This is a genomic window from Mesorhizobium sp. M7A.F.Ca.US.011.01.1.1 (assembly GCF_003998295.1).
Lineage (GTDB): Bacteria > Pseudomonadota > Alphaproteobacteria > Rhizobiales > Rhizobiaceae > Mesorhizobium.
Map to the genome: position 1 here is coordinate 15,177 of NZ_RZRT01000052.1, position 21,539 is coordinate 36,715.

Consider the following 21,539-nt stretch of genomic DNA (forward strand, 5'->3'; position numbering starts at 1 on the left):
AGCGCCCTCGTTGCAATTTCTGTCGAAGCTCGGAACACCTCTTTTGCTGGCGGAGGCCGAATGGCATTTCGATTCGTACACACGGCCGATATTCATCTCGACTCGCCGCTTCGTTCGCTGGCGATGCGAAATCCCGATCTTGCCGGGCTGGTGGGCGACGCCAGCCGCCAGGCATTCGTTTCGATAGTGGATCTCTGCCTTGAGGAACGTGTGGCCGCGTTGGTCATTGCTGGCGACCTATACGATGGCGACCAGACTTCAATGAAGACAGCGCGGTTCTTGGGCGCGCAGATGACACGCCTGCACCAGGCCGGCATCATGGTTTTCAAGATCCGCGGTAATCATGACGCCCTGTCGCGGATTTCCAAACAGCTGGTATTTCCCGACACCGTTACCATCTTTGGTGGTCGTGCTCAGTCGGTATTGCAGACAGCCGGCGGTCTGGACGTCGTATTCCATGGTTTGAGCTTTGCGAACCCTAAGGCGCCGGACAGCCTGTTAACCAAATATCCGGCGGCTCGTGAAGGGGCCGTCAACATAGGCATCATGCATACCAGTCTGGCTGGATCGCCAGGTCACGACGTTTACGCGCCCTGCAGCATCGCTGACTTGCACGCCCACGGTTTCGACTATTGGGCCCTCGGCCACATCCATGCTCGCCAAGTCCATCCTGGCGCCAGTGCCGTGGTGATGCCGGGAATACCGCAGGGGAGGGATATCAACGAGGCCGGTGAGAAATCAGTCACCCTGGTGACGGTGCGCCACGACCGTTCGGTGGAGATCGAGGAACGGCTGACCAGCGTTGCGCAGTTCGAACGGGTGAGCGTCGACCTTACCGGAGCGGTGGAGTGGCCCGAGGCCGTCGCGCGTGTTCGCTTCGCACTCGAAGAGATGCGGGCAACCGTCCGATCGCGTCATGCTGTGGCTCGCATTGGCCTGACAGGAACGTCACCACTGATGTGGGCGCTGATCCGCGACAGGGACCTCCTTCTTGCCGAAGCCGAACAGGCTGCGGAACAGCTAGGCCATACGTGGGTGGAGAAGCTCGAGCTTGACCTCGCGCCGCCTCGGACGGAGACCGCCGAGGATATTGCTGATCCGATTTTCGAACTCGAGCAATCAATGCGTGCCGATGCCACCTCGGAGGCCTTCCGCGCTGAGGCGAGGGCGTTCGTCCAAAAGATGGTCGCCGACCTTCCGGCCGACGGGCGGGATTTTGCTGGGACGGACGAAGCCGGGCTGGAACAGTTCCTCGATCAGGTGCTTTCCAAGGGCGCGGACTTGGTGACTGCCCGCCTTAAGGCCGGTGGATCGTCATGAGGTTGCGGCGCCTTGACCTCATTCGTTATGGAAAGTTCACCGATCGTTCGATCGACTTCGGACCCAAACCGGAATCCGGACCTGATCTGCATATCGTGTTTGGCCTGAATGAGGCCGGCAAATCGACTGCGCTTTCGGCCTATCTAGACTTGCTGTTCGGCATCGAGGAACGGAGCCGCTACAACTTCCTGCACGAGTACAGTGCCATGCGCATCGGCGGGGTGCTGGAACTGGCCGGCTCCGAACACACGTTCACGCGTACGAAACAGCGCAGTAATTCGCTATTGAATGCGACGGGCCAACCGGTAAGCGAGGTGGCGATCACGGCGCATCTCGCCGGTCTGTCGCGCGACGCCTACACGACGATGTTCTCACTCGATGACGAGACGTTGGAAGCCGGCGGAAAATCTATCCTGGAGTCGCGGGGCGACCTCGGCAAGCTTCTGTTCACGGCCAGCGCCGGTCTTGGGAACGCAAGTGATACGTTGAACGCCCTCGAGGCCGAAGCAGACGCTCTGTATCGGAAGCAGGCGCATGGAACCGAACTGGCGCTGTTGAAGAAGCGCCTTGTTGACGTAAAGTCGCGCAGGGATGCGATCGACACCCTTGCATCAACCTACGAGGGCCTGGAGGCCGAACGTCTCGATGCAGCGCAGCAGTACGGCCGAACCATCAGCGATCGGGCGGTGCTGGTGGCCAGGCTGGATACCTTTGCTCGTTACGTGCGTGCTGCGCCGATGCTGGCGGATATCCGGCGCAAGATTGCCCGGCTGGATCAGCTGCCGGACATCGCCTCCCCAGCCCGGACATCGACGGGAAGTGTCACCGAACTGATCGATGACGATGCCAGCCTCAGAACGCGGCTGTCCGCAAACATCGACGAGACCGAGCGCCTGGCGGAAAAAGTCACTGCGGTCGACGAGGACGAACCGATCCTGTCGATTTCCGAACGCATTCGCGGGCTGGCGGAGAGCAAGGTGCGCCATACCGCGGCTGGCTTTGACTTGCCCACTCGCAGGATGGAGCTGCAAATCCTCAACAACAGCGTGGCGAGCTGCCTTGCCGCCTTGGGCCGATCTTCCGAGGCGGATCCTGGCGCGCTGCTTCTGCCTGCCGTCACCGTTGGCGTCGTTCGCGCCATGGTCGAGCAGAGGTCCGGGATTGCTACCGGGATGCGTGCCGCTCGCGACGAAGCCGCGGCGGCACTCGATGCGCTGCAGGTGGCAAGGCAGCGGGTCGGCGAGGAAAGGGCGGTGCCCGAACCTGCCAGGGCAAGGCTGGGCTCGGCTTTGTCGAAAGCGCGAGCAAGCGGACACCAGGCAGAGATTAGGACGGCTCGCGAGGCGGAAGATGCGGGAACAATCCGATGGAAGGCGGCGCTCGCGCGCTTGCGTCCATGGAACGGAGATGCCCTCGCTCTCGCCAACGTCGCGGTTCCGAGCGCCGGGCAGATTGCCGCCTGGAAGACGGTAGCGTCAGAACTGGCAAGGAACACCGCCGTACTTGCCGAACGCCTTGCTGAATACGAGGGCAACCATGCCATGCTCGCCGCACGATTGGATGCCCTTCGTGCCTCGGGCGACATTGTCGACGATGAAGCGGCTACCGCCATCCGCCGAGTTCGCGATGATGCGTGGGCAACGCACCGCGCAGCGCTGACCGGTGACACCGCTGACGACTTCGCCGTGGCATTGGCGCGCGATGACATTGCCAGCGCAGGCCGGCTGGCCGGCGCGGCGGATCTGGCTGAGATCCGGGCAACTACGCGCGAGCTGGCCGAGGCCGCGGCCAACCTGTCACGCAACGGCATCCAACGCACACAGCTCGGCAAGGATGTGGATACCCAATTGTTGGAAATCCGCGCGGCCGCCAGGGACCTGCTCGGAGACGCCGTGGAACCTTCGTCTGAGCGCCTGATCGAAAGGATCGAGGATCAGATCGAGGCGCGCAGCGATGCGCTCGCTGCCTGGGAGCAGATCGAACTTGCTCGCTTGAAGGCCGAGCGAGCCGCTGACGCCGGCGAGCAGATACGCTTGGAAATGAGAGCAGTGCTGGGAAGCGTCGGCATTGTATCAGAGTCCAACGACACCCTCGAAGCAATCATGGCCATCGCGGAGCCGTTTCTGGATCGGCAGCGCAAGGTGGACGCCGAGTATGCCGAGGCGCTCAGAATGGTGAGCTCCAAAGAAGAGGATCTAGCGGCACGACGGGTTGCAGTAGGTGTGGCGGAGCGTCGCGAGGAGGAATGGCTGGCCGGCATTACCGAAGCACTCAAGGGAACTTGGCTCGAAAGCGGGCTCTCCGCATCCGGCGTCGGCACTGTGCTCGATCAATTGGCCGAACTTTCAAGAAGCCTGCAGGAACGGGACGACCTGCAGCTGCGTATCGACAAGATGGAGGCCGACAGGGCCAATTTTCTGGTCGAGGTCATCGCCGTTGCGGTTGAAGCCGACGAGCCGACGAAGGATACCGACCCGGAGCAGTTGGCCATCCGCCTTGCCGAGCGCCTAGAGCGTGCCGAGCGGACACGTGAAACGAAGGCAAGCCTCGGCAACGACCTGAAGCGCCTCAAGGAGGCGCGCGACATCCTCGACACTGAGATTTTGGCACACGAACGCCGCAAGAACGAGGTGCTGGGCGTCTTTGGTGTCGCCACTCTGCCCGAGGTAGTCGAACGCGATGAGCTGTTGCGTGAGCGCGATGGCTTGCGCACCACCGTCGCCGAACTTGAGGAACGGATAGTGGCGGAGCTCGCGGTCGACGGATTCGAGCAGGCCCGCTCGATCCTGGACGCGATCGATTTCGACGGCCTCGCGGTCGAGAAGGCTGAGGGTGAGCAGCGGCTTCGCCTGTTCGATGAAACCATCCAGCAACAGCTGATCCGGCAGACGCGCGCGGCCGACAAGCTGGACGCCATCGGCGGTGATAGTGCGGTTGCACGCCTGGATGCTGAACGGCGCACAACCCTGCTGGAAATCGAGGAGAAGGCCGTTCGCTACATAGAGCTGAAGCTTGGCATCATGTCGGCTGGCAATGCTTTGCGGATCTACCGTGAGAGCCATCGCTCCGGCATGATGGCGCGCGCATCAGACGCGTTCAAGCTAATGACGCGTGGCCAGTATTCGGGGCTGACAACCCAGCCTGTAAGAGGTGGTGAGGTTCTCATTGCTGTGCAGGGTGACGGGCAATCCAAGGTCACCGAAGCGCTTTCAAAGGGTGCACGATTTCAGCTGTACCTTGCCCTAAGACTCGCCGGTTATTACGAGTTCGCGCAATTTCGGCCCTCGGTCCCATTCGTCGCCGACGACATCATGGAGACGTTCGACCATATTCGCTCGGAGGAGGTTTTCAGGCTGTTCGGAGCGATGGCAAACACAGGTCAGGTCATCTACCTGACGCACCATAAGCATCTATGTGAAATAGCTGAGGCTGTCGTACCGGGAACGAGGATCCATCAACTCGCACAGTAATTTTCTCCGGAATACGTGAACGAACCAGTGAAGGACGCCGAATTTGACGGCAAGTATGCGCCCAAAGTCAGACGTTCCGGCAAACTTCGCGTTCGTCCAAAAGCGGACATATCGCCCGAGCCATAGACGGCCCCGATGTGCCCATAATGGACGTCCTGCAAATTCATTGTCCTGCCGAATCTGGACTTCGAGAGCTGGCCCTAAACAGCAATTGTATCGCGCCTAGCCGTCCTATCGCCGGGGCGCCAATTGTAAACAACGGCGAACTATACCAATATCGTTACTGGCTTCTTCCGGTGCGACTCGGGAGAACGGGATGGGCAATGAACGCGAAGACGCAAACGGGAAAACACAGCGCCGCTGGCCAATACCTCGGCTATGCGCTTCAACCTGTACGCCTTTGCTTTCACCTGCTCAACGCGCCTAGCGGCGCCTTGGTCTCTCTTGAACATTTAGACGATGTGGCGGTTCACCTGGTCGGCGGCGAAGTCGTTCTTGAGCAAAGCAAGAGCGCACTGAAGCAAAATCCGATATCCGACTGGGCTGCGGACCTGTGGAAGTCTCTGGCCAACTGGCTCAGCTTCATGGCGGCGGGAGAGATCGACCCGGCGACCAGCCATTTCCGGCTATATGTCACACCGGTGAAGGCGGGTGCCTTCGCGATCGCGCTGAACGACGCGAAAACAGATGCCGACGTGGAGGCGCTGGTCGCTAACCTCGCCAAAGCCCACAGCAAGCTGAAAGCTGCACCGGCATGCGACGCCGACGTCCAAGCTTTCCTGAACGCTGATGCGGCTCATTGCGCCGCCTTGGTCAAGAATCTCGCCGTTATCAGCGTCGATGCAGATCCCGTCGATCCGATACGCGCGATCTTCAAGCCGACGGTCTCTCCGCTCATCATCGACCTAGTGTGCGAACGCGCGATCGGCGCTGCGAAGGAGGCGGCGGACAGGCTGATTAGAGCTGGCAAGCCCGCCATCTTGGACGTGGACGCGTTTCAGGCCGAGCAAAGAGCATTTGTTCAGAAGAACAACCTTCCAGGGCTGCTGTCGTCTTTCACCAAGCAACCGCCTGTCGAGGCCATCGAACAATTGATCGCCGACCGTCCCGCCTTCGTCCGCCAACTCGAGCTGATCGAGGTGGGAGACGAAGCGTGCGTCCGGGCTGTTAGCGATTACCTTAGGACGCTCGCCGACATCTCGATCTGGGGCGAAAGCGGGCTAATCTTTGAGAAGAACCTAAGTGACTGGGACGATGATCTTGTCGGTCGCTATGAGCACGTCAGTGCAGAGGTGCACGACATACAGGCCGGACACCCCGCAACGGTTCGTGGTAGAATAGTTTACAGGCGCTGCGCGCAGTTGCAGCCTCCACTCGATGGTCGAGTCGTCCCCGGTCATTTCGTCCACGGATCATTCAACGCCCTTGCCCACGGCCTGCGCCTCGGCTGGCATCCCGACTACCAGACTCTTTTGGAGCCAGCGACTTGATTGAGGCTGGCCGATCGCACCTACCGCTCAGCGACCTCGCCCTTGTCCAGAATCCAGGACTTGGGGCTTTCGCATTGTGGCAATTTGGCCAAGGTTTCCAGGCTGAGGACGAACGTCCAGCGCCGTTCGCCTTGGCGTTTCTCGTGCTGCCAATCGTCCTGCATCGCGCAACGCTCGAAATCGTGACTTCGACAAACCGACCCTCTGGACTGGCGCTCTTCGCGGCCAAGCTCGGGAAGGAACGGGAACAACTCCTCGCCGTCCACGAGCGAGCGCTGCTGCTGCGTACTCTGACATTGCAATCGGCCGCTGTCGGTGTGAGCGGGCGGCTGCTGTCCGTGGATTACAAGGATGCTACTTTAAGAGCAAACGTACCAGAACCGAAACCGAGGAGGCTCGTCCTTCCAGAGCGCGTCAAGCACCTCGGACCTGCCTCGGAGAAATTGGGTTTCTGGTTTTCGAACCTGGGGACCGCGCAGGTGGCCAACCTGTTACGGGTGGAGTTCTAGATGTATTTCCAGCTTCGAAAACTGATCCTTTGGCCCCGCAATGGTGCAGCGCCGCGGGTCGTCAAGTTCGAGCCCGGTGTCGTCAACGTCATCAGCGGCGCGTCGAAGACCGGGAAGTCCGCCGTTATCCCTATTGTTGATTACTGTCTGGGCTCGGAGAAATGCGCGATTCCGGTGGGCGTAATCCGCGAGAACTGCAGCTGGTTCGGCATTCTGATCGAGACGCTGGAGGGCGAAAAGCTCTTGGCGCGACGCGAACCGGGGGACCAACAGAGCACAGGCGACATGGTGCTGCTGGAGGGCGCACAGGTCGAAATTCCGGAGACGATCACCGACAAGACCACCAATGTCGACACGGTCAAGCGCGCGATGAACCGCCTGGCAGGACTGACTGACCTCGACTTCGAACCAGGTACAGAGAATGGATTCAAGCAAAGGCCAAGCTTCCGCGACCTCATGGCCTTCACGTTCCAACCTCAGAACGTGATCGCCAATCCCGACGTGATGTTTTTCAAGGCCGATACGACGGAACACCGGGAGAAGCTAAAGACCATCTTCCCGTACGTTCTGGGCGCGGTCACGGCAAAGATTCTCCAGGCGCGGTTTGAGATCGATCGGCTCCAGCGCAACCTCCGCCGGAAGGAGGCTGAGCTACGCGCGATCGTGTCGGCAACTGGCGCTTGGCGGGCGGAGGCGGAGGCGTGGCTGCGTCAGGCAGTCGAACTTGGCCTAGTCGATTCCTCCACTGAAGTGCCGAAGGACTGGAGTGACGTTGTTGACCTGCTTCGGCGCGTGTCGAACAGCAACTCAAGTCTTGCTCGACCAAGCCTGGCCGGCATCGATGTGGTGCTGACGCGTCTGGAAACCCTTCGTGCGTCGGAAACTGAAATCGCCGCGCGACTTACCGAGCATCGTCAGCGCCTGAACGAACTGCGCCGTCTGGTGGAGAGCAGCGAGGCGTACGGCGACGCCATGCGCATCCAACGTGACCGCTTGGACCTTTCCACGTGGCTGAGGGACTTGGCCGACGAGTTCGCCGATCCGTTGGTCGCACTCGGGGACGGCGGCCGCGAGAAGGTCTTGGCCCTTTGCGACAACCTCGGCGGTCTGGAGATCCGACTGCGGACCCACCCTGCGATGTCTAACACGCTTGACAAGGAAATCCTGCGCCAGCGCGGCGCCGCTGAAGCGGTCCTATCTGAGTTGAACGATGTCCGTAGCGAGATAGCGGTGCTGGAACGGGACTCTGACGTCGCCCGAGACGAGGCCAATCGCTTCGATAGGCTTGAGCGCTTCCTCGGTCGATTGGAGCAGGCGTTGCACGTCTACGACCGCGCCGACCAGTCGTCGGATTTGCGGCAGGAACTCACCTCGCTGCAGGCCGATATTGCAACGCTGCAAAAGACGATCTCCGAGGCCGACATCCAGCGCAAGCTATTCAACGCGTTGCACCAAGTCTCCCATCATGCCAATCGGCTGATTCCGCAGCTTGACGCGGAGTGGCCCGAGGCCCCGATTAGGCTGTTGATTGAAGACCTGACCGTCAAGGTGACTAGGGGAACGCGTGAGGACTACCTGTGGGAGATTGGCAGCGGCGCCAATTGGCTCGCGTATCACGTCGCACTAATGCTTGCGCTGCAGCACTACTTCCTGGCCGAACCTCATCACCCAGTCCCTGGTCAGCTGATCTTCGACCAACCTAGCCAAGTCTATTTTCCTAAGCGGGCGGCGGGCGACGAGGGCCCCGACCTCATCGCGTGGAGGGATCAGGACGTGGTCGCCGTCAGGAAGGTCTTTGCGCTCCTAGGCGCTGAGGTCATGGCCGCGAAAGGTCGCCTCCAGATCATCGTGCTGGATCATGCAGATGAGGACGTCTGGGGCAAGCTTCCCGGAGTCAAGTTGATTGAGGAATGGCGTGGACAGGCCCTCGTGCCTCAGGCTTGGATTGCCGCCGCATCTTCCAACGGTGGATAATAATCTGCTGCCAGAGGAGAAGGCATGGCGAACGTGGACGAGATCAACCGTCTGACGGCCCTTGGCTTGAACGTCATCACAGCCATGGATGTCGCGGAAGGAAAACTAGACGAAGCCTTCGAGGTCGCCCGCGCTCAGGAGAAACGCAAGGTCGACATCTGGTGCAAAGGAAGAAAGAACATTCCGGTTGCACTGACTGCGATATGGGACTGCGATCCTGCAAACTTCTATCTCGCGTTCGACGGCGATGATCCCAGCGACCACGCTTCGACGGATTTCATTCTTATCGACGCTGATGTCACTGACGTTGGCGGCAGGCTTACCTACGCCGCCAGCAGGGACAAGGGTCCTTGGCATCAACGTTACAAGAGCAAGAGCTGTGGGATCGCCTACCGATGGCTGCATGGCCGCGGTGTCACACCGCCTTTGCTCGGCGAGTACCAAGGCCAAGTTCACATCGTAGGAGGCATGCACCGCTTCCATCTTGCCAAGCACTATGGGACGACGCGCATGCCATTCCTCGTCCGGAGGGCCGAACTAGCCGCAGTAATGGCGTTGATCCCCTCGGCGACCGACACCGCCAACTCGTAATGGCGGGGACTGCAGAAAAGAAGCGAATGAGTTGCGAACTTACCGGGATCACTCCCCGAAAGCTGACCGACGGCTTCCGGCCCCGTTGCGGCCATTCTTACTCCCGCACTTTGGCTTTTCCAGCGCTAAACCGGCCTTGGGCGATGAATGGAAACGGTCAGATGTTCCCGGTCTGTGCTCGAAAAGTCGCATAAAAGGGCAGACTGGTGTGACGTCCGGAATTATTGGGCCTTTCACGGGTTTACCGGTCCCGAATTATCGGTTGCTGGCGGGCGGGCTATGCGATTGAAAACAGGAGAGTTTTCTGGCTAAGGGTGGGGTTTCAGACTGAGTTTACCAATGCCCTTAATGACGATTAATTCTGGATTGGCATCAGGTGATTGGGTTTGCGCAGAATATAGCCGCCCTTATTGGTAAACCCGCTCACGGTCGACAACGGATTGGTCAACCTAGGACGACAGGATTGGTAAACCGGAGCCGCCCTATCGACGAAGGTCTAGCTTGGCGCATTCACTGTCGCCGGTAGGCAGATATTCGGGCGACAATCGGGACCAGCGTGCGACGCCGCCAAGCGTGAGACACGTCGGCTACGCCGCAAATCGACACGGTTTGACCGGGCGCAATACCGCACCGATCTTCTAATCTCGGCTTAATTCCGGAGAGAGGCAGATAATTCCGGACGCCACACTGATTGGTAACCTAAGGCCACCCACCACGCGGATTGGTAGCCCACAGGAATAGGTTTGGTAACCCTTATCGAGTGAGGGCCGCTCGTACCTTTCGGCGGGTTCGTTTCAGTTCTAAGCCCGGCTTAATTCTGGACAACGACAGATAATTCTGGACGGCACAGTGGAACTCAACGCGTTGTAAGGATGGCATAGAGAAGCAGTAGCCCTCCAGTCTCGCTACTGGAAAAATTCTGGAAAATGGGTCTGCTTGGCTGGACGCAGAACGTTGTGATTATTCAGCCGGCATTTCTGAAGCTTCTCGAACACAAACAGCTTGCCTTCGCGCACGCTATCTTCGAGCGACTTCGCCTTCGCCAGATGCGCCGCAATCGCGCTGGCCAGCATGCAACCTGTTCCGCGCATCGATATAGCAAGGCGCGGCGTGTCGAAGTGGATGGGTTCATGATCGGAGCGTAACAGAATATCGGCCGATCGGGGACCCGACGCGTGCCCACCCTTGATCAGCAGGGCCTGAGGGCCGACGGCCTGCAGTCTTTGTCCTTGTTGGAGCGCACCGTCCTCATCCGAAGCCGGTTCGGAACCAGTAAGGAGCGCCAGTTCAGGAAGGTTGGGCGTGACAATGCAGCAAAGCGGCATCAAATCGCGCTTCATGGCAGCGATAGCGCCTGCTTCCAGAAGTGCGCGGCCTGAGGTGGAGGCCAGCACAGGGTCGAGTACTGCCGGCACTTGCGGAAATTTGCGCAGCACTGCGGCAACGGCAACAATGATCTTGGCAGTCGCCAGCATGCCGATCTTGATTGTGGCTACGTCGTTGGCCTGTAGCGCGGCACACATCTGATTGGCCACCATGCTGGGTGGCGAATGATGGATTTCGATCACGGCGTCGTGCGTTTGCACCGTTAGCGCTGTGACGGCGAGACAGGTGCGCACGCCAACGGCAGAGATCGTCTCGATGTCGCGTGCTATTCCAGCACCCCCGCTGGAATCTGATCCGCCAACGACAAGCACATGCGGTTCTCGTCTCATCGCCATCGGTCCGTCTTTTCGATCCATTCTCGCGTGCGCGCTTCGGGGTCGAAGCTCAACGTGATGTCCGTGACCACTGCGGCGCTGTTGGCGCCGGCCTCAAAGACGCCGTCGAGGCGGTCGGGGTTGAGGCCGCCGATGGCGACCAATGGGATCGGCGCCACCCGCCGCTTCCACTCGCTGATCCGCTCTAGCCCTTGCGGTGCCCACTTCATTTTCTTCAAAGTGGTGGGATAGATCGGACCGAGCGCGACATAGTCGGGCTCGGCAAACATGGCCGTTTCCAGCTCGACATGATCATGCGTGCTCAATCCGAGCCTGACGCCCGCTGCCCGTATCCTCGAGAGGTCGGCCGTTTGCAAATCCTCCTGGCCCAGATGCACGAAATCGCAGCCTTCCTCGATTGCCAGGCGCCAATAATCATTGATGATGAGCTGGCTTTTGTGTTGGACACACCAGGCCTTCGACTTGCGGATCTCCGCGCGCAGCCCGGTTTCATCCATGGTTTTGATGCGAAGCTGAATCAGCTTGACGCCGAGCGGCGCCAACCTTTCGATCCAGGCGGCGCTGTCGACGATCAGGTAGAAGGGATCGAGCTTCATGAAAAAACGGCCCTGCCGACCATCGGTGTCGATGGCACGGCGACGTCGCGCGGTTCGAGCATTCCCGAACTGAACGCCTCACGACCGGCGTCGACCGCCTTACCGAAAGCACGCGCCATGCCGACCGGATCTGCCGCCTTGGCGACCGCTGTGTTCAGGAGCACGGCGTCAAAGCCGAGTTCCATGACGGTGGCCGCGTGCGACGGCCGTCCGAGCCCCGCATCCACAATCAGCGGGACGCCAGGGAAATATCCGCGCATCGAGCGCAGCGCCGTCATGTTGACCGGTCCCAAGGCGGAACCGATCGGTGCGCACCACGGCATCAGGACCTTGCAGCCCGCTTCCAGCAGCCGCTCGGCGACAACGAGATCGTCGGTGGTATAGGGGAATACCGCAAAGCCGTCCTCGCACAGGATGCGGGCGGCTTCAACCAGACCGAACACATCCGGCTGTAGCGTGTCGTGATTGCCGATCACTTCGAGCTTGATCCAGTTGGTGCCGAAGACCTCGCGCGCCATTTTCGCGGTGGTGACGGCTTCCTTGACGGAGAGGCAGCCGGCGGTATTGGGCAGGGTTCTGGCGCCCAGCGAGCGGATCAACGACCAGAATTGTTCGCCGGCCCTACCGCCCGCCATCTCACGCCGCAACGAGACGGTCACCACCGACGTGCCCGATGCCTTGACTGCATCGGCAAGGATGGCCGGCGAAGGATACTGAGCCGTGCCGAGAAGCAGGCGCGACGAAAGCTCGGTTCCATAAAGCTCCAACATGCTAGCCGCCCTGCATGGGCGAGAGGATTTCGATCCGGTCGCCGTCGCTCAACTGGAACTCCGCGCGGTTGGCTTTGTGCACGAGGTCGCTGTTGACGGCGGTGGCGAGCCAATCGCCCTCATAGTCGAGCGCGGCAAGCAACTCGGCCAGCGTGGTGGCGGCAATCTCACGCGCCTCGCCGTTGACCATCAGTTTCATGAGCATGCTCCTTGGTTCTGTCTTGACTGAAAACCAGGTCGGCAGCCTGGCGCGCCATGGCGGGGGCGAGGAGAAAACCGTGACGATAAAGACCGTTGATCGCGATGATCTCACCGTCTGTTTCGACGCGTGGCAAATTGTCGGGAAATGCCGGACGGACACCCACACCGGTTTCAACGATCTCGGCCTCACCAAAGGCCGGATGGAGGGCATGGGCGGCGCCCAGCAGCTCCATCATGGAACGCGCCGTCACCGGTCCGGCGCTCTGGCTTTCAATCATCGTCGCTCCGATCATGAAACGGTGATCGGTGCGCGGCACGGCATAAAGCGGAAAGCGTGGATGAAGCAAACGGACCGGCCGCGACAGCGAGACATCAGGCGTGCGAAGGATCAGCATTTCGCCGCGAACACCGCGCAGCCTGTCATCGGCCGCTGCCATTCCCATGCAGTCTATCTGACGGGCGAATCCCGAAACAGGCCGGGCGTCGCAGCCGAAGTGGAATTTGACACCCATGGTCGCAAGCTTGTCATGAAGTGCCGCCATCGCCGGGCGTGGGTCGAGGTGAGCCTCGTCGGGGAAGAGCAATCCACGCCGGAAGCGGCCGGCGAGGTCGGGTTCCAGGAGCGCAATTTCGTTTTCATCGACGCGCCGATGCCCTGACGTGCGACTGGCGAACCGGTCAAGCTCACCGGCATCACGCGGCGCGGCCACGACCAATGTCCCGGCCCGTGTCACCTGACCCGACAGCACCGCATCCCACCAGTCGGCAGCATCGCGTCCGAGATCCAGCACCGGCTGCTCCGCGCTTTCGCGCTCGCACCATGGCGCCAGCATGCCGCCGGCGAACCACGACGCGTTGCCACCAAGGCCATGCCGCATCTCGGCGACGGTGACCGTCGCGCCGCGGGCGGCGAGTTCGAAAGCGACGGTGAGGCCGGCAACGCCGGCCCCTTTGACGAGCACCCTCATGATGGTTTGGGAGCCTCTGGCACGACCGGTACGCCAGTCTCGTCCGCCTGCATGTAGAGATCGCCGCCCTCCCGGTATTTTGCCGCCATTGCCGCCATGCCTTCCTTCTGGGCCTCGGCACGGATGTCGTGGGAAATGCGCATGGAGCAGAATTTCGGCCCGCACATCGAACAAAAATGTGCCAGCTTGTGCGCCTCCTTGGGCAAGGTCTGGTCGTGGAAGGACCGTGCGGTTTCGGGGTCGAGCGACAGGTTGAACTGGTCCTCCCAGCGGAACTCGAAGCGCGCGCGCGAAAGGGCATCATCCCTGGTTTTCGCTGCCGGATGGCCCTTCGCCAGATCGGCTGCATGGGCGGCTATCTTGTAGGTGATCACGCCAATCTTGACGTCGTTGCGGTCGGGAAGGCCGAGATGCTCTTTCGGCGTGACGTAGCAAAGCATTGCGGTGCCGAACCAGCCTATCATGGCGGCACCTATCCCTGAGGTGATGTGGTCATAGCCCGGCGCGATGTCGGTCGTCAGCGGCCCCAACGTGTAGAACGGCGCCTCACCGCACACTGCGAGCTGCTTGTCCATGTTCTGCTTGATCTTGTGCATGGGGACATGGCCCGGGCCTTCGATCATCACCTGGCAGTCCTTTGCCCAGGCAATCTTGGTGAGTTCTCCAAGTGTTTCCAGTTCGGCGAATTGCGCCGCGTCGTTCGCATCGGCGATTGAACCGGGACGAAGGCCGTCGCCGAGCGAGAAGGAGACGTCATAGGCTCTGGCGATGTCGCAGATCTCCTCGAAATGCTCGTAGAGGAAGCTCTCCCGGTGATGGTGCAGGCACCATTTGGCCATGATCGAGCCGCCGCGCGAGACGATGCCCGTGACCCGGTCGACGGTCAGCGGGATGTAGTGCAGCCGCACGCCGGCGTGGATGGTGAAATAGTCGACGCCTTGCTCGGCCTGCTCGATCAGCGTGTCGCGGTAGACCTCCCAGTTCAGATCCTCGGCGATGCCGTTGACCTTTTCCAGCGCCTGATAGAGCGGCACCGTACCGATCGGCACCGGCGCATTGCGCACGATCCAGTCGCGGATGTTGTGGATGTTGCGGCCGGTCGACAGGTCCATCACCGTGTCCGCGCCCCAGCGGATAGCCCAGACCATTTTTTCGACCTCTTCGGCCATCGACGATGTGACAGCCGAGTTACCGATGTTGGCGTTGATCTTGACCAGAAAATTGCGACCGATGATCATCGGCTCGCTCTCGGGATGATTGATGTTGGCGGGAATGATTGCGCGCCCGCGCGCCACCTCGTCGCGCACGAATTCGGGTGTGACGAAATCTGGGATCGCCGCGCCGAAGGCTTCGCCGTCGCGTTGCAGCTTGCCGCGCATCACCTCGCGGCCGAGATTCTCGCGGATGGCTACGAACTCCATTTCTGGCGTGATGATGCCGGCGCGCGCATAGGCAAGTTGGGTCACCGCCTTGCCCTGCTTGGCCTTGAGCGGCCGATTGCGTATCGGAAATTCCGGTGTCAGGCGCTCGCCGGTGGCGAATCCATTGTCTTCCGGCCGGACGTGGCGGCCGTCATAGGCTTCGACATCGCCACGCGCCGTGACCCATTCGTGGCGAAGCCGGGCAAGGCCTTTTTCGATGCTGGTTTCGACTGATGGATCGGTGTAGGGGCCGGACGGATCGTAGACGGTGACGGGCGGTTCGCCGGCCGTCGGATGGACGGAAATCTCGCGCATCGGCACCCTGATCTGCGGGTAGAGGACGCCGGGCTTGTGGATTTTCCGCGAGGCGGGCAGTGGTCCCGTCGATACGGCGGGGGTGAGGGCATTCATCGTGAGGCTCCTTTGCTCATGCATTGGAGACCCAGTTCTGTGCCGGAAGGATGAAAAGACGCTTCTGTAGACCTGCTGCAACAGGACCTCGGGCGTAAACTCCCGCAAAGCGCTTGCACCGTCCCTACGCCAGTATGAACTGGATCAGGTTCAACGGGTCACTGCGCCGCGAAAGCCAGCAGTATCTCAGCCCCTTGCCGGGACTCCCCTGGTGAATGCCTTAGGTTGAACGGGCTGACGCTATCTTGTCAAGCGCATTCGGGCGCCTTCGGCCGGTGGCGACGACCGGCGGCCAGCCGGGCGGAGAGCTCGCGCATGCATCGGGGACAAGTCACGCCCCGTAGACCGGGGCTGAATGGCCAAAGCCTCATTCGCTTCGTGAAGGATGGAGAAACTGTATTGGCCATGTGCGCGTATCGACCAAGTAGCTCAGGCGGTCACGGATGTGGTTATTCTGGTCGAAGGTGACGAACGGCCTTGGGGGTCACCTCCTTTAGGATTCAGAGGTTGGAAGACGGCTTCTCGCGATCACGGCCATCAGGAAATACCTGTCTTCGGCTCAACCTCGACATGGCGTCCGATCGACCGCAGATATACAGCTATCTCGTTCATGAGATGATCGCGTTCGCCGTAGATTTCAGCAATCCTACGCAGCTGTGGCTCGACGGCCCTCCGTTGCGCTGGCGTGAAATCAGCATCGCCAAAGACGTATCCCAAGTTGCCAATCGCGCAAATTTTGCAGCCGGCGTCCACAACTGCTTGTACGAATGCCGGAATGTCTTTTTCTTGCATGGTCTTCATGTCGAACCTCTCGTGAATGGCGTGCTTGCGCCCCAATCTGCCTTTTCAGCGTGTCCTCTGGGCGGCGCAAGCCCTGAGCGTGACTGTGCACGGGCAACCTCGACTATCCCATCTGCCACGCTCTTTAGAATCGGTGGGGTCTGGTGATCGCAGGCTGGGCCACTCAAAAGCCTGCAAGAAGAAAGTCATGGCGACCATTGCTCAAGATCGCAAGGGTGCGTGCAAGACCTTCCGTTGGCAGTCATGCACGCTCGCTCAGAGATAGTCCGGCCGCGGAAATTCTCCCTTATTCGTAAGAAAGCTCATTGAGCAACTGGGCATTGAGCAACTGGGTCTCACGTCACGGGTCTCGTGTGCTTCACAGCCGAAAAATAGCCGCCGTGGCAATTCTCGAAAAGTGCAGGCTACCTCGTTAAGGACACTGCGGATGATCGTTCGCGCTTGGCAAAAGCGAACGGATTAGTCTATGGCTCTCGGCAGGGGGGCGAGTTATGCGGCGGGTGCGAATCCTTCAAGTAGGCGATATTCACTATCCGGACTGGCATCCTTCCTCTAGCAACATCGATGCCAAGGATAGCAAGTTCGCTCCGAAAATAACGCAGAAGCTACGCGCGTCTTCGCTGCGTGCCGTCTTGACGAAACTTCGGCGGCTGACGACTTCGAAGCCCTTGGATTCGATCGCCTTCATGGGGGATTTCACGAGCCGTGGCGACAAGACCTTCATTGCTTCGGCATTCCAGCATTTCACGTTGCTCTGCCGCGCACAGGGACGCAGTTCAAAGGCGCTTCCGTTGATATTCGTACCGGGAAATCACGATGTGAACCGTGATGACGCGCGCGAACTTGGACCGACTGAGAAATTCAGCGAAATGGCGAGTTTAGCCGCCCGCTTGGGTTGGCAGACCGTTCCCGTGGACCAACCCGTGCACTTCAGACTTCCGACAGGATCCGCAGGCGCAAACTTCATCCTCGTCAACACAGCGATAGGCAGTTGGGAGCTTCAAAACCTTCCCGCGTTCCTTCGTGATCGTCTCGAGGCACTCAGTCCTTCTACAGAGCCTCTAGATCTCGGCTCGCCGGACATCTCGGGACATTCGCCCGCGACACCTCCCAGCGATCCAGACAAGGAGGCGTCCGACGACGAGTATTACGGTCAGATGGACACGCCATACATCTCGCGTGAGATGCTTGCAGGCCTACAGGAATTGCTCCAGCAGCCCGACATGCGTTACGGCATCATAATCGGCCATCACAATCTGCTGCCACAAAAGACTCCGCGCATTACGCCATACGCGGAGATGCTCAACAGCGGATTTGTCAGAACTCAGCTGCTGCAGGGCAACAAGCCTATCGTCTACCTGCATGGACACATACATGCTGATCCGGTCGAGATCGTCAACGATCCAAGGTTTCCGGACGGCAAATTGATCTGCATCTCAGCACCAGAGATACAGTCAGGTTTCAATGAGCTCGTCTTCTTCACGACCGATCAGGGAGAGCTCGTCGGCATCCGACTTATACCCTACCGCACCAATGTCGCCGACGGGACGGTCATGGAAGGCGAACATTGCTTTATTTCGACCATGTCCAACGGCAAGGCCTTTCTGAACAACGACACGTTTGACCTGCTGCGCCGACTGCGCGACCATGCCACCAGGCGCGGGAATGGGTTACTCTTCTGGGACGAGATCACTGAGATTGCTGCCTCCGCCGAGCTCGGGCTAGATCTGGAAGACTCTCTTCTGATGCTCCAAGCGGCGCGCTTCATCGAGATAGACGGCCTCACCAAGGCAAACTCGGCTTGGCGCATTAAGGTAAGGGACGAATAGCGATGGAGAATCCGTTCGGCCCCAACAGGATCGAGTACGAAAGCCGCCCGATACTGTGGTTCAGTCAGAAGTCGGCGTTGATTTCTGCCGCCGCCAAGCCGGTCTTCGTCGCAGGGACGAGAGGCAGCGGCAAGACCAGCATTCTTCGCTCGCTTTCCACAGTCCATATTCTTGAAGACAAAAGTCTCTCGGACCAAGTCGGCAAGCTCGCTTGGTATGGCGTCTTCTTCCAGCTCAATGAGACATTCTCGCCCCTAATCGACAACGCCGTTCTGAACCTCATTCCGGAGCGGATACGCTTCGACACGGCCGCCGTGATCCCGCGGCAATTCGTAATCTTCTCTCACTATCTGGAGCTGAAGATAGTCGAACGCCTGCTCGAGAGCATCGGCCAGCTCAGACGCGACGGCCACTTGAAATACCGGGCCTCCGAAGATAGGGACGTCGCCCTGGCACTGCATCGCGAAGTGCTGCACTTCATACCCCAACCTGCCCGTCTCGACTTCTTCAGCATCGATGAGCTGCGGGGTGGGATAACCCGGTACGTCGACGAATGCTTCAACGCGTTCTTCTTTGCCGCCGATGCCGGAGCGACCGGCTTCAGAGCAACAGACCCTGGCGCGATCATTAACAAGGTCGCGACCGCGATCACTCCACTTTTAAATGGCCCATCTTTCGCCGGTGACAGGGCGCCCTTCTTCAAGATACTGATTGACGACTGTGAAGCACTGACACCGCTCCAACAGCAGTTCCTGAACACCTTGGTGAGAAAGACGCGCGGCAACGTGAAATGGGTCCTCGCCTACATCGGCGGCCTCTACGACACGATCCGGACGATCATACCCGGCCAGTCGCTCTCGAATGCTGACCGGGACGTCGAGAATCTTGATTCAGTCGATCCGAGGGAGTTCGCCACGCTGTGCGAGAACGTGTCGTCGCTTCGGCTGTACTATGCGCTTCCTGACCATCTGCGGAGTGATCTCGAGCGCAACGATGCGCTCAGCGCGTTTTCGCTCAAAAACCGGCTGGGGCGGCTTTCCGTCAATGACATCATCGAGCGGGTTATCATATCGGGTCATTCCGAGGGCAGAGAAGAGCTTGTGGCACTTGCTGATGCAGCACGTGAATTCCTCTCCGTGAATTTGAGGACGGCGGATCAGCAGCAATTCCTTCTTGATCGAAAAGCGCGCCCTTATGCCGAAGGGCTGGCGCTCGCGCTCATGAACCCGGAAATTAAGCGCCGGCCCATGAGCAAGGCGGATGCTTCAAATCTGAAGAGGTCGATCGCCCGGAAACAGGGATGGGCTTTTCTGAAAGCGTGCCAGATGCTGCGTCTGCATGACTACCCGTACGTAGGGCACCAGATCATCACATCATTGAGCGACGTCTGTATACGCGATTTCCTTGATATAATGGGAGAGATCTTCCGCCGCAGTGTTCCGAGTTCCAGTGATCCACGAAAACTGGTGGAATTCATCAACTCGGATTTACAGATTCATCTCGAACAGCAGAGACAGGCTGTGAACGCCGCCTCTCAACGGAAGCTTGATGGACTTCAGGCGCTTTCACATCCGTACGAAGAAGAGAGCGTGCGCATGGTGCGGGCGTTGGGTTACCTGACCGCTCGCCTCCAGACAGAGTTTGCCGAAGAAAATGCTCTAGGAACGACAGAGAGAGGCATTTTCAGGGTTGATCTAAAGGAAATGCGCTCGCTGGTGAACCGACTGGAGCAACCCAGCGGAAAACTGGACGAGGTCCTGCGTCGGGCGGAAAGGGATGGGTTTATCCGGGAGGTCTCCGCCGCCGGCAACTTTGAGGTGGACCGCGCCGACCCCGCATCGAAGGAGATGATGATCAGATTGCATCGGCGATTTGCACCTTACTTCGGGTTCTCCTATCGCGGCCCGTACGAAATCAACACAATCCCTGCGGCGCGGATGGTCGACCTGCTTTTTACCAGGCATCGGCTCCCAGAAGACTGGGCCGACTCGGTGTTTAAGGAGCTCGTCGCGCGGCCCGCACTCAAGACCGAATTCCAGCACTCGCTTTTCGAGAGCGATCTCGAATGACCGCTTCAACTGTCGAGTATCGAGTCTTCGGCCATCTGGCCGTCACCGAGAAGGCGAGAGATGCAGGTACCTGCGAAACGATGGAGGCAGATATCGCGATCGTCGCGCTTGGATGGGAAACGCGTTTCGCCGCGTTCGAAAACCATCTTGACCTGAAGGTCGGCAAGATCGTGGTTCTGGACTTTGCTCTGAAGGAAGCGAACGTCCCAGCCGTCGAAGAAAACCGGCGAAAGCTCATCGCTATGGGTACCCGATGGGGCGTCGAAGTGACTGTGATCACCCTCGAGCCTTCCATCGAGTATCAGAAGAACATCAATCTCCTCGATCACCTGCTCACTCAGATGGCCGCTTCATGTGGCTCATACGAAGGAAGCCTGCGGAAGGTTTTCGTCGAGTGCTCGACGATGCCGCGAATCTACATCCAATGGCTGATTGCGGTGGCATTCAAGAAAATGTCGATTCAGTCTCTCGAATTCGGGTACGCCGAAGGTATCTACGGGAACGCGATCGGCAAAGAGGATTTTTCCAGCGGCTTGGACCGATACGTCACCGTCCCTCATCTTCAAGGCAGCGGAGGAATGGGCGAAGAGAAAGTCCTGCTCGTGGGGATCGGAGGAGATGCCGACGTATTCTACGGATTGATCGATATCGTCAGTCCGGAACGGATCTCGCTCCTCGTCCCAAGAAGCGACAAGAATGCGCATATCGATGCTTTGCTCGATCAACAGGTGGCCAAGGTACGTGAAACCCACCGGCTCGAAGATGGCGAAGTTCGCGACATCCAGGCTTTCGGGCTGATGGCCCACCTCGATGCTTTCGAGACGTATCTCGACGGGTTCGGCTCGCGTGCGGTGGTGAACGTTTTTGTCAGCGGCCCGAAGGTTCAGGCCATCGCTGCTGCCGTGCTCGCCTGCTCCGACAGCCGCGTCCATCTCAAGGCAAGAATTCCCACCTCCTATGCCCATCGTGAAGTCTCAGCGAATGGGCGGTATCATATCTATAGGCTGATTGACCTGACATCCCCTGCCTGCAGCCTTCCCGGGACGTTCTGACACTATCTTGCATTCGAGTAGCATCATGGTCCCAGTAGCCGTTCCGCCAAGCCTTCAGCGCATGTTCGTGTCGCCCGATCCGGTCGATGGGGGGCTAATTCCCACTTGGAAGCTGCTCTACATCAGATCAGGGGGGAATGCAGACTGGCAGAATTCCGTCTAATTAGCGACTAGCTAAAACATATACTCAGGCGAGACTGTTCAGCATAGAAATAGTGAGTCGGCCGTGAACTATCCGCAAGCCATTGATCTGGCCTGTTGATTGAGGCGGATAGCGGCTTTGGAATTGCAGGATTAGCGGTATTTGGACGCTGTTTTCCTGCAATTCGGTTTTGCGATTCCCTTG

16 protein-coding genes and 1 riboswitch are annotated in these 21,539 nt (G+C 59.5%); of the genes, 9 read left to right on the plus strand and 7 right to left on the minus strand.

What is annotated here, in order from left to right; all coding sequences use genetic code 11:
• Positions 1-60: 60 nt before the first annotated feature.
• The 6 genes from EOA13_RS29720 to EOA13_RS29745 all read left to right on the plus strand — a co-directional run bounded on the left by EOA13_RS29720 (position 61) and on the right by EOA13_RS29745 (position 9,354).
• Positions 61-1,320, plus strand: coding sequence for a DNA repair exonuclease (locus EOA13_RS29720; RefSeq protein ID WP_063169423.1), 1,260 nt, complete (start codon positions 61-63; stop codon positions 1,318-1,320).
• Positions 1,317-4,790, plus strand: a complete 3,474-nt coding sequence (locus EOA13_RS29725; RefSeq protein WP_063169422.1) for an AAA family ATPase — start codon at positions 1,317-1,319, stop codon at positions 4,788-4,790. Before EOA13_RS29720 ends, EOA13_RS29725 begins: the two co-directional genes overlap by 4 nt.
• Positions 4,791-5,113: 323 nt before the next feature.
• Positions 5,114-6,280 carry an ABC-three component system protein gene (locus tag EOA13_RS29730; protein WP_063169421.1) on the plus strand — a complete coding sequence of 389 codons (1,167 nt, stop codon included), beginning with the start codon at positions 5,114-5,116 and terminating at the stop codon, positions 6,278-6,280.
• Positions 6,277-6,789: a three component ABC system middle component gene (locus EOA13_RS29735; protein ID WP_063169420.1), complete on the plus strand. Its 513-nt coding sequence runs from the start codon at positions 6,277-6,279 to the stop codon at positions 6,787-6,789. Before EOA13_RS29730 ends, EOA13_RS29735 begins: the two co-directional genes overlap by 4 nt.
• Entirely contained in the window at positions 6,790-8,763 is a 1,974-nt protein-coding gene (locus EOA13_RS29740; RefSeq protein ID WP_063169419.1) for a DUF3732 domain-containing protein, read from the plus strand.
• Between the two features lie 24 nt (positions 8,764-8,787).
• On the plus strand, positions 8,788-9,354 hold the full coding sequence (locus EOA13_RS29745) for a hypothetical protein (protein WP_063169418.1): 567 nt from the start codon (positions 8,788-8,790) through the stop codon (positions 9,352-9,354).
• Positions 9,355-10,259: 905 nt separating this feature from the next.
• Here EOA13_RS29745 and EOA13_RS29750 read toward each other — a convergent pair.
• From EOA13_RS29750 to EOA13_RS29785, 7 genes are all read right to left on the minus strand, one after another.
• Entirely contained in the window at positions 10,260-11,075 is an 816-nt protein-coding gene (locus EOA13_RS29750) for a hydroxymethylpyrimidine/phosphomethylpyrimidine kinase (protein WP_063169417.1), read from the minus strand.
• The gene (locus EOA13_RS29755; protein WP_063169416.1) at positions 11,066-11,671 is read right to left on the minus strand and encodes a thiamine phosphate synthase; all 606 of its coding nucleotides are present in this window, start codon (positions 11,669-11,671) and stop codon (positions 11,066-11,068) included. Before EOA13_RS29755 ends, EOA13_RS29750 begins: the two co-directional genes overlap by 10 nt.
• On the minus strand, positions 11,668-12,441 hold the full coding sequence (locus EOA13_RS29760; protein ID WP_024504259.1) for a thiazole synthase: 774 nt from the start codon (positions 12,439-12,441) through the stop codon (positions 11,668-11,670). Before EOA13_RS29760 ends, EOA13_RS29755 begins: the two co-directional genes overlap by 4 nt.
• 1 nt (position 12,442) lies before the next feature.
• Entirely contained in the window at positions 12,443-12,640 is a 198-nt protein-coding gene (gene thiS, locus EOA13_RS29765) for a sulfur carrier protein ThiS (protein ID WP_024504260.1), read from the minus strand.
• The gene (gene thiO / locus EOA13_RS29770) at positions 12,609-13,610 is read right to left on the minus strand and encodes a glycine oxidase ThiO (RefSeq protein WP_063169415.1); all 1,002 of its coding nucleotides are present in this window, start codon (positions 13,608-13,610) and stop codon (positions 12,609-12,611) included. Before thiO ends, thiS begins: the two co-directional genes overlap by 32 nt.
• Positions 13,607-15,442, minus strand: coding sequence for a phosphomethylpyrimidine synthase ThiC (gene thiC / locus EOA13_RS29775; protein WP_063169414.1), 1,836 nt, complete (start codon positions 15,440-15,442; stop codon positions 13,607-13,609). The genes thiO and thiC overlap by 4 nt, the downstream gene beginning before the upstream one ends.
• Before the next feature lie 103 nt (positions 15,443-15,545).
• Positions 15,546-15,662: riboswitch (TPP riboswitch) on the minus strand.
• 317 nt (positions 15,663-15,979) lie between these two features.
• Positions 15,980-16,243 (minus strand): hypothetical protein, encoded by a 264-nt coding sequence (locus EOA13_RS29785; protein ID WP_082826710.1) that lies wholly within the window; start codon positions 16,241-16,243, stop codon positions 15,980-15,982.
• A gap of 491 nt (positions 16,244-16,734) precedes the next feature.
• On the opposite strand from EOA13_RS29785, the gene EOA13_RS29790 reads away from it, so the two are divergent.
• Genes EOA13_RS29790 through EOA13_RS29800 form a run of 3 tightly spaced genes read left to right on the plus strand, consistent with a single transcriptional unit; the run spans position 16,735 to position 21,193 of the window.
• On the plus strand, positions 16,735-18,072 hold the full coding sequence (locus tag EOA13_RS29790; RefSeq protein WP_063169413.1) for a metallophosphoesterase: 1,338 nt from the start codon (positions 16,735-16,737) through the stop codon (positions 18,070-18,072).
• Positions 18,073-18,074: 2 nt separating this feature from the next.
• Entirely contained in the window at positions 18,075-20,141 is a 2,067-nt protein-coding gene (locus tag EOA13_RS29795) for a hypothetical protein (protein WP_063169412.1), read from the plus strand.
• Positions 20,138-21,193, plus strand: coding sequence for a hypothetical protein (locus EOA13_RS29800; protein WP_063169411.1), 1,056 nt, complete (start codon positions 20,138-20,140; stop codon positions 21,191-21,193). Before EOA13_RS29795 ends, EOA13_RS29800 begins: the two co-directional genes overlap by 4 nt.
• Positions 21,194-21,539: the final 346 nt, after the last annotated feature.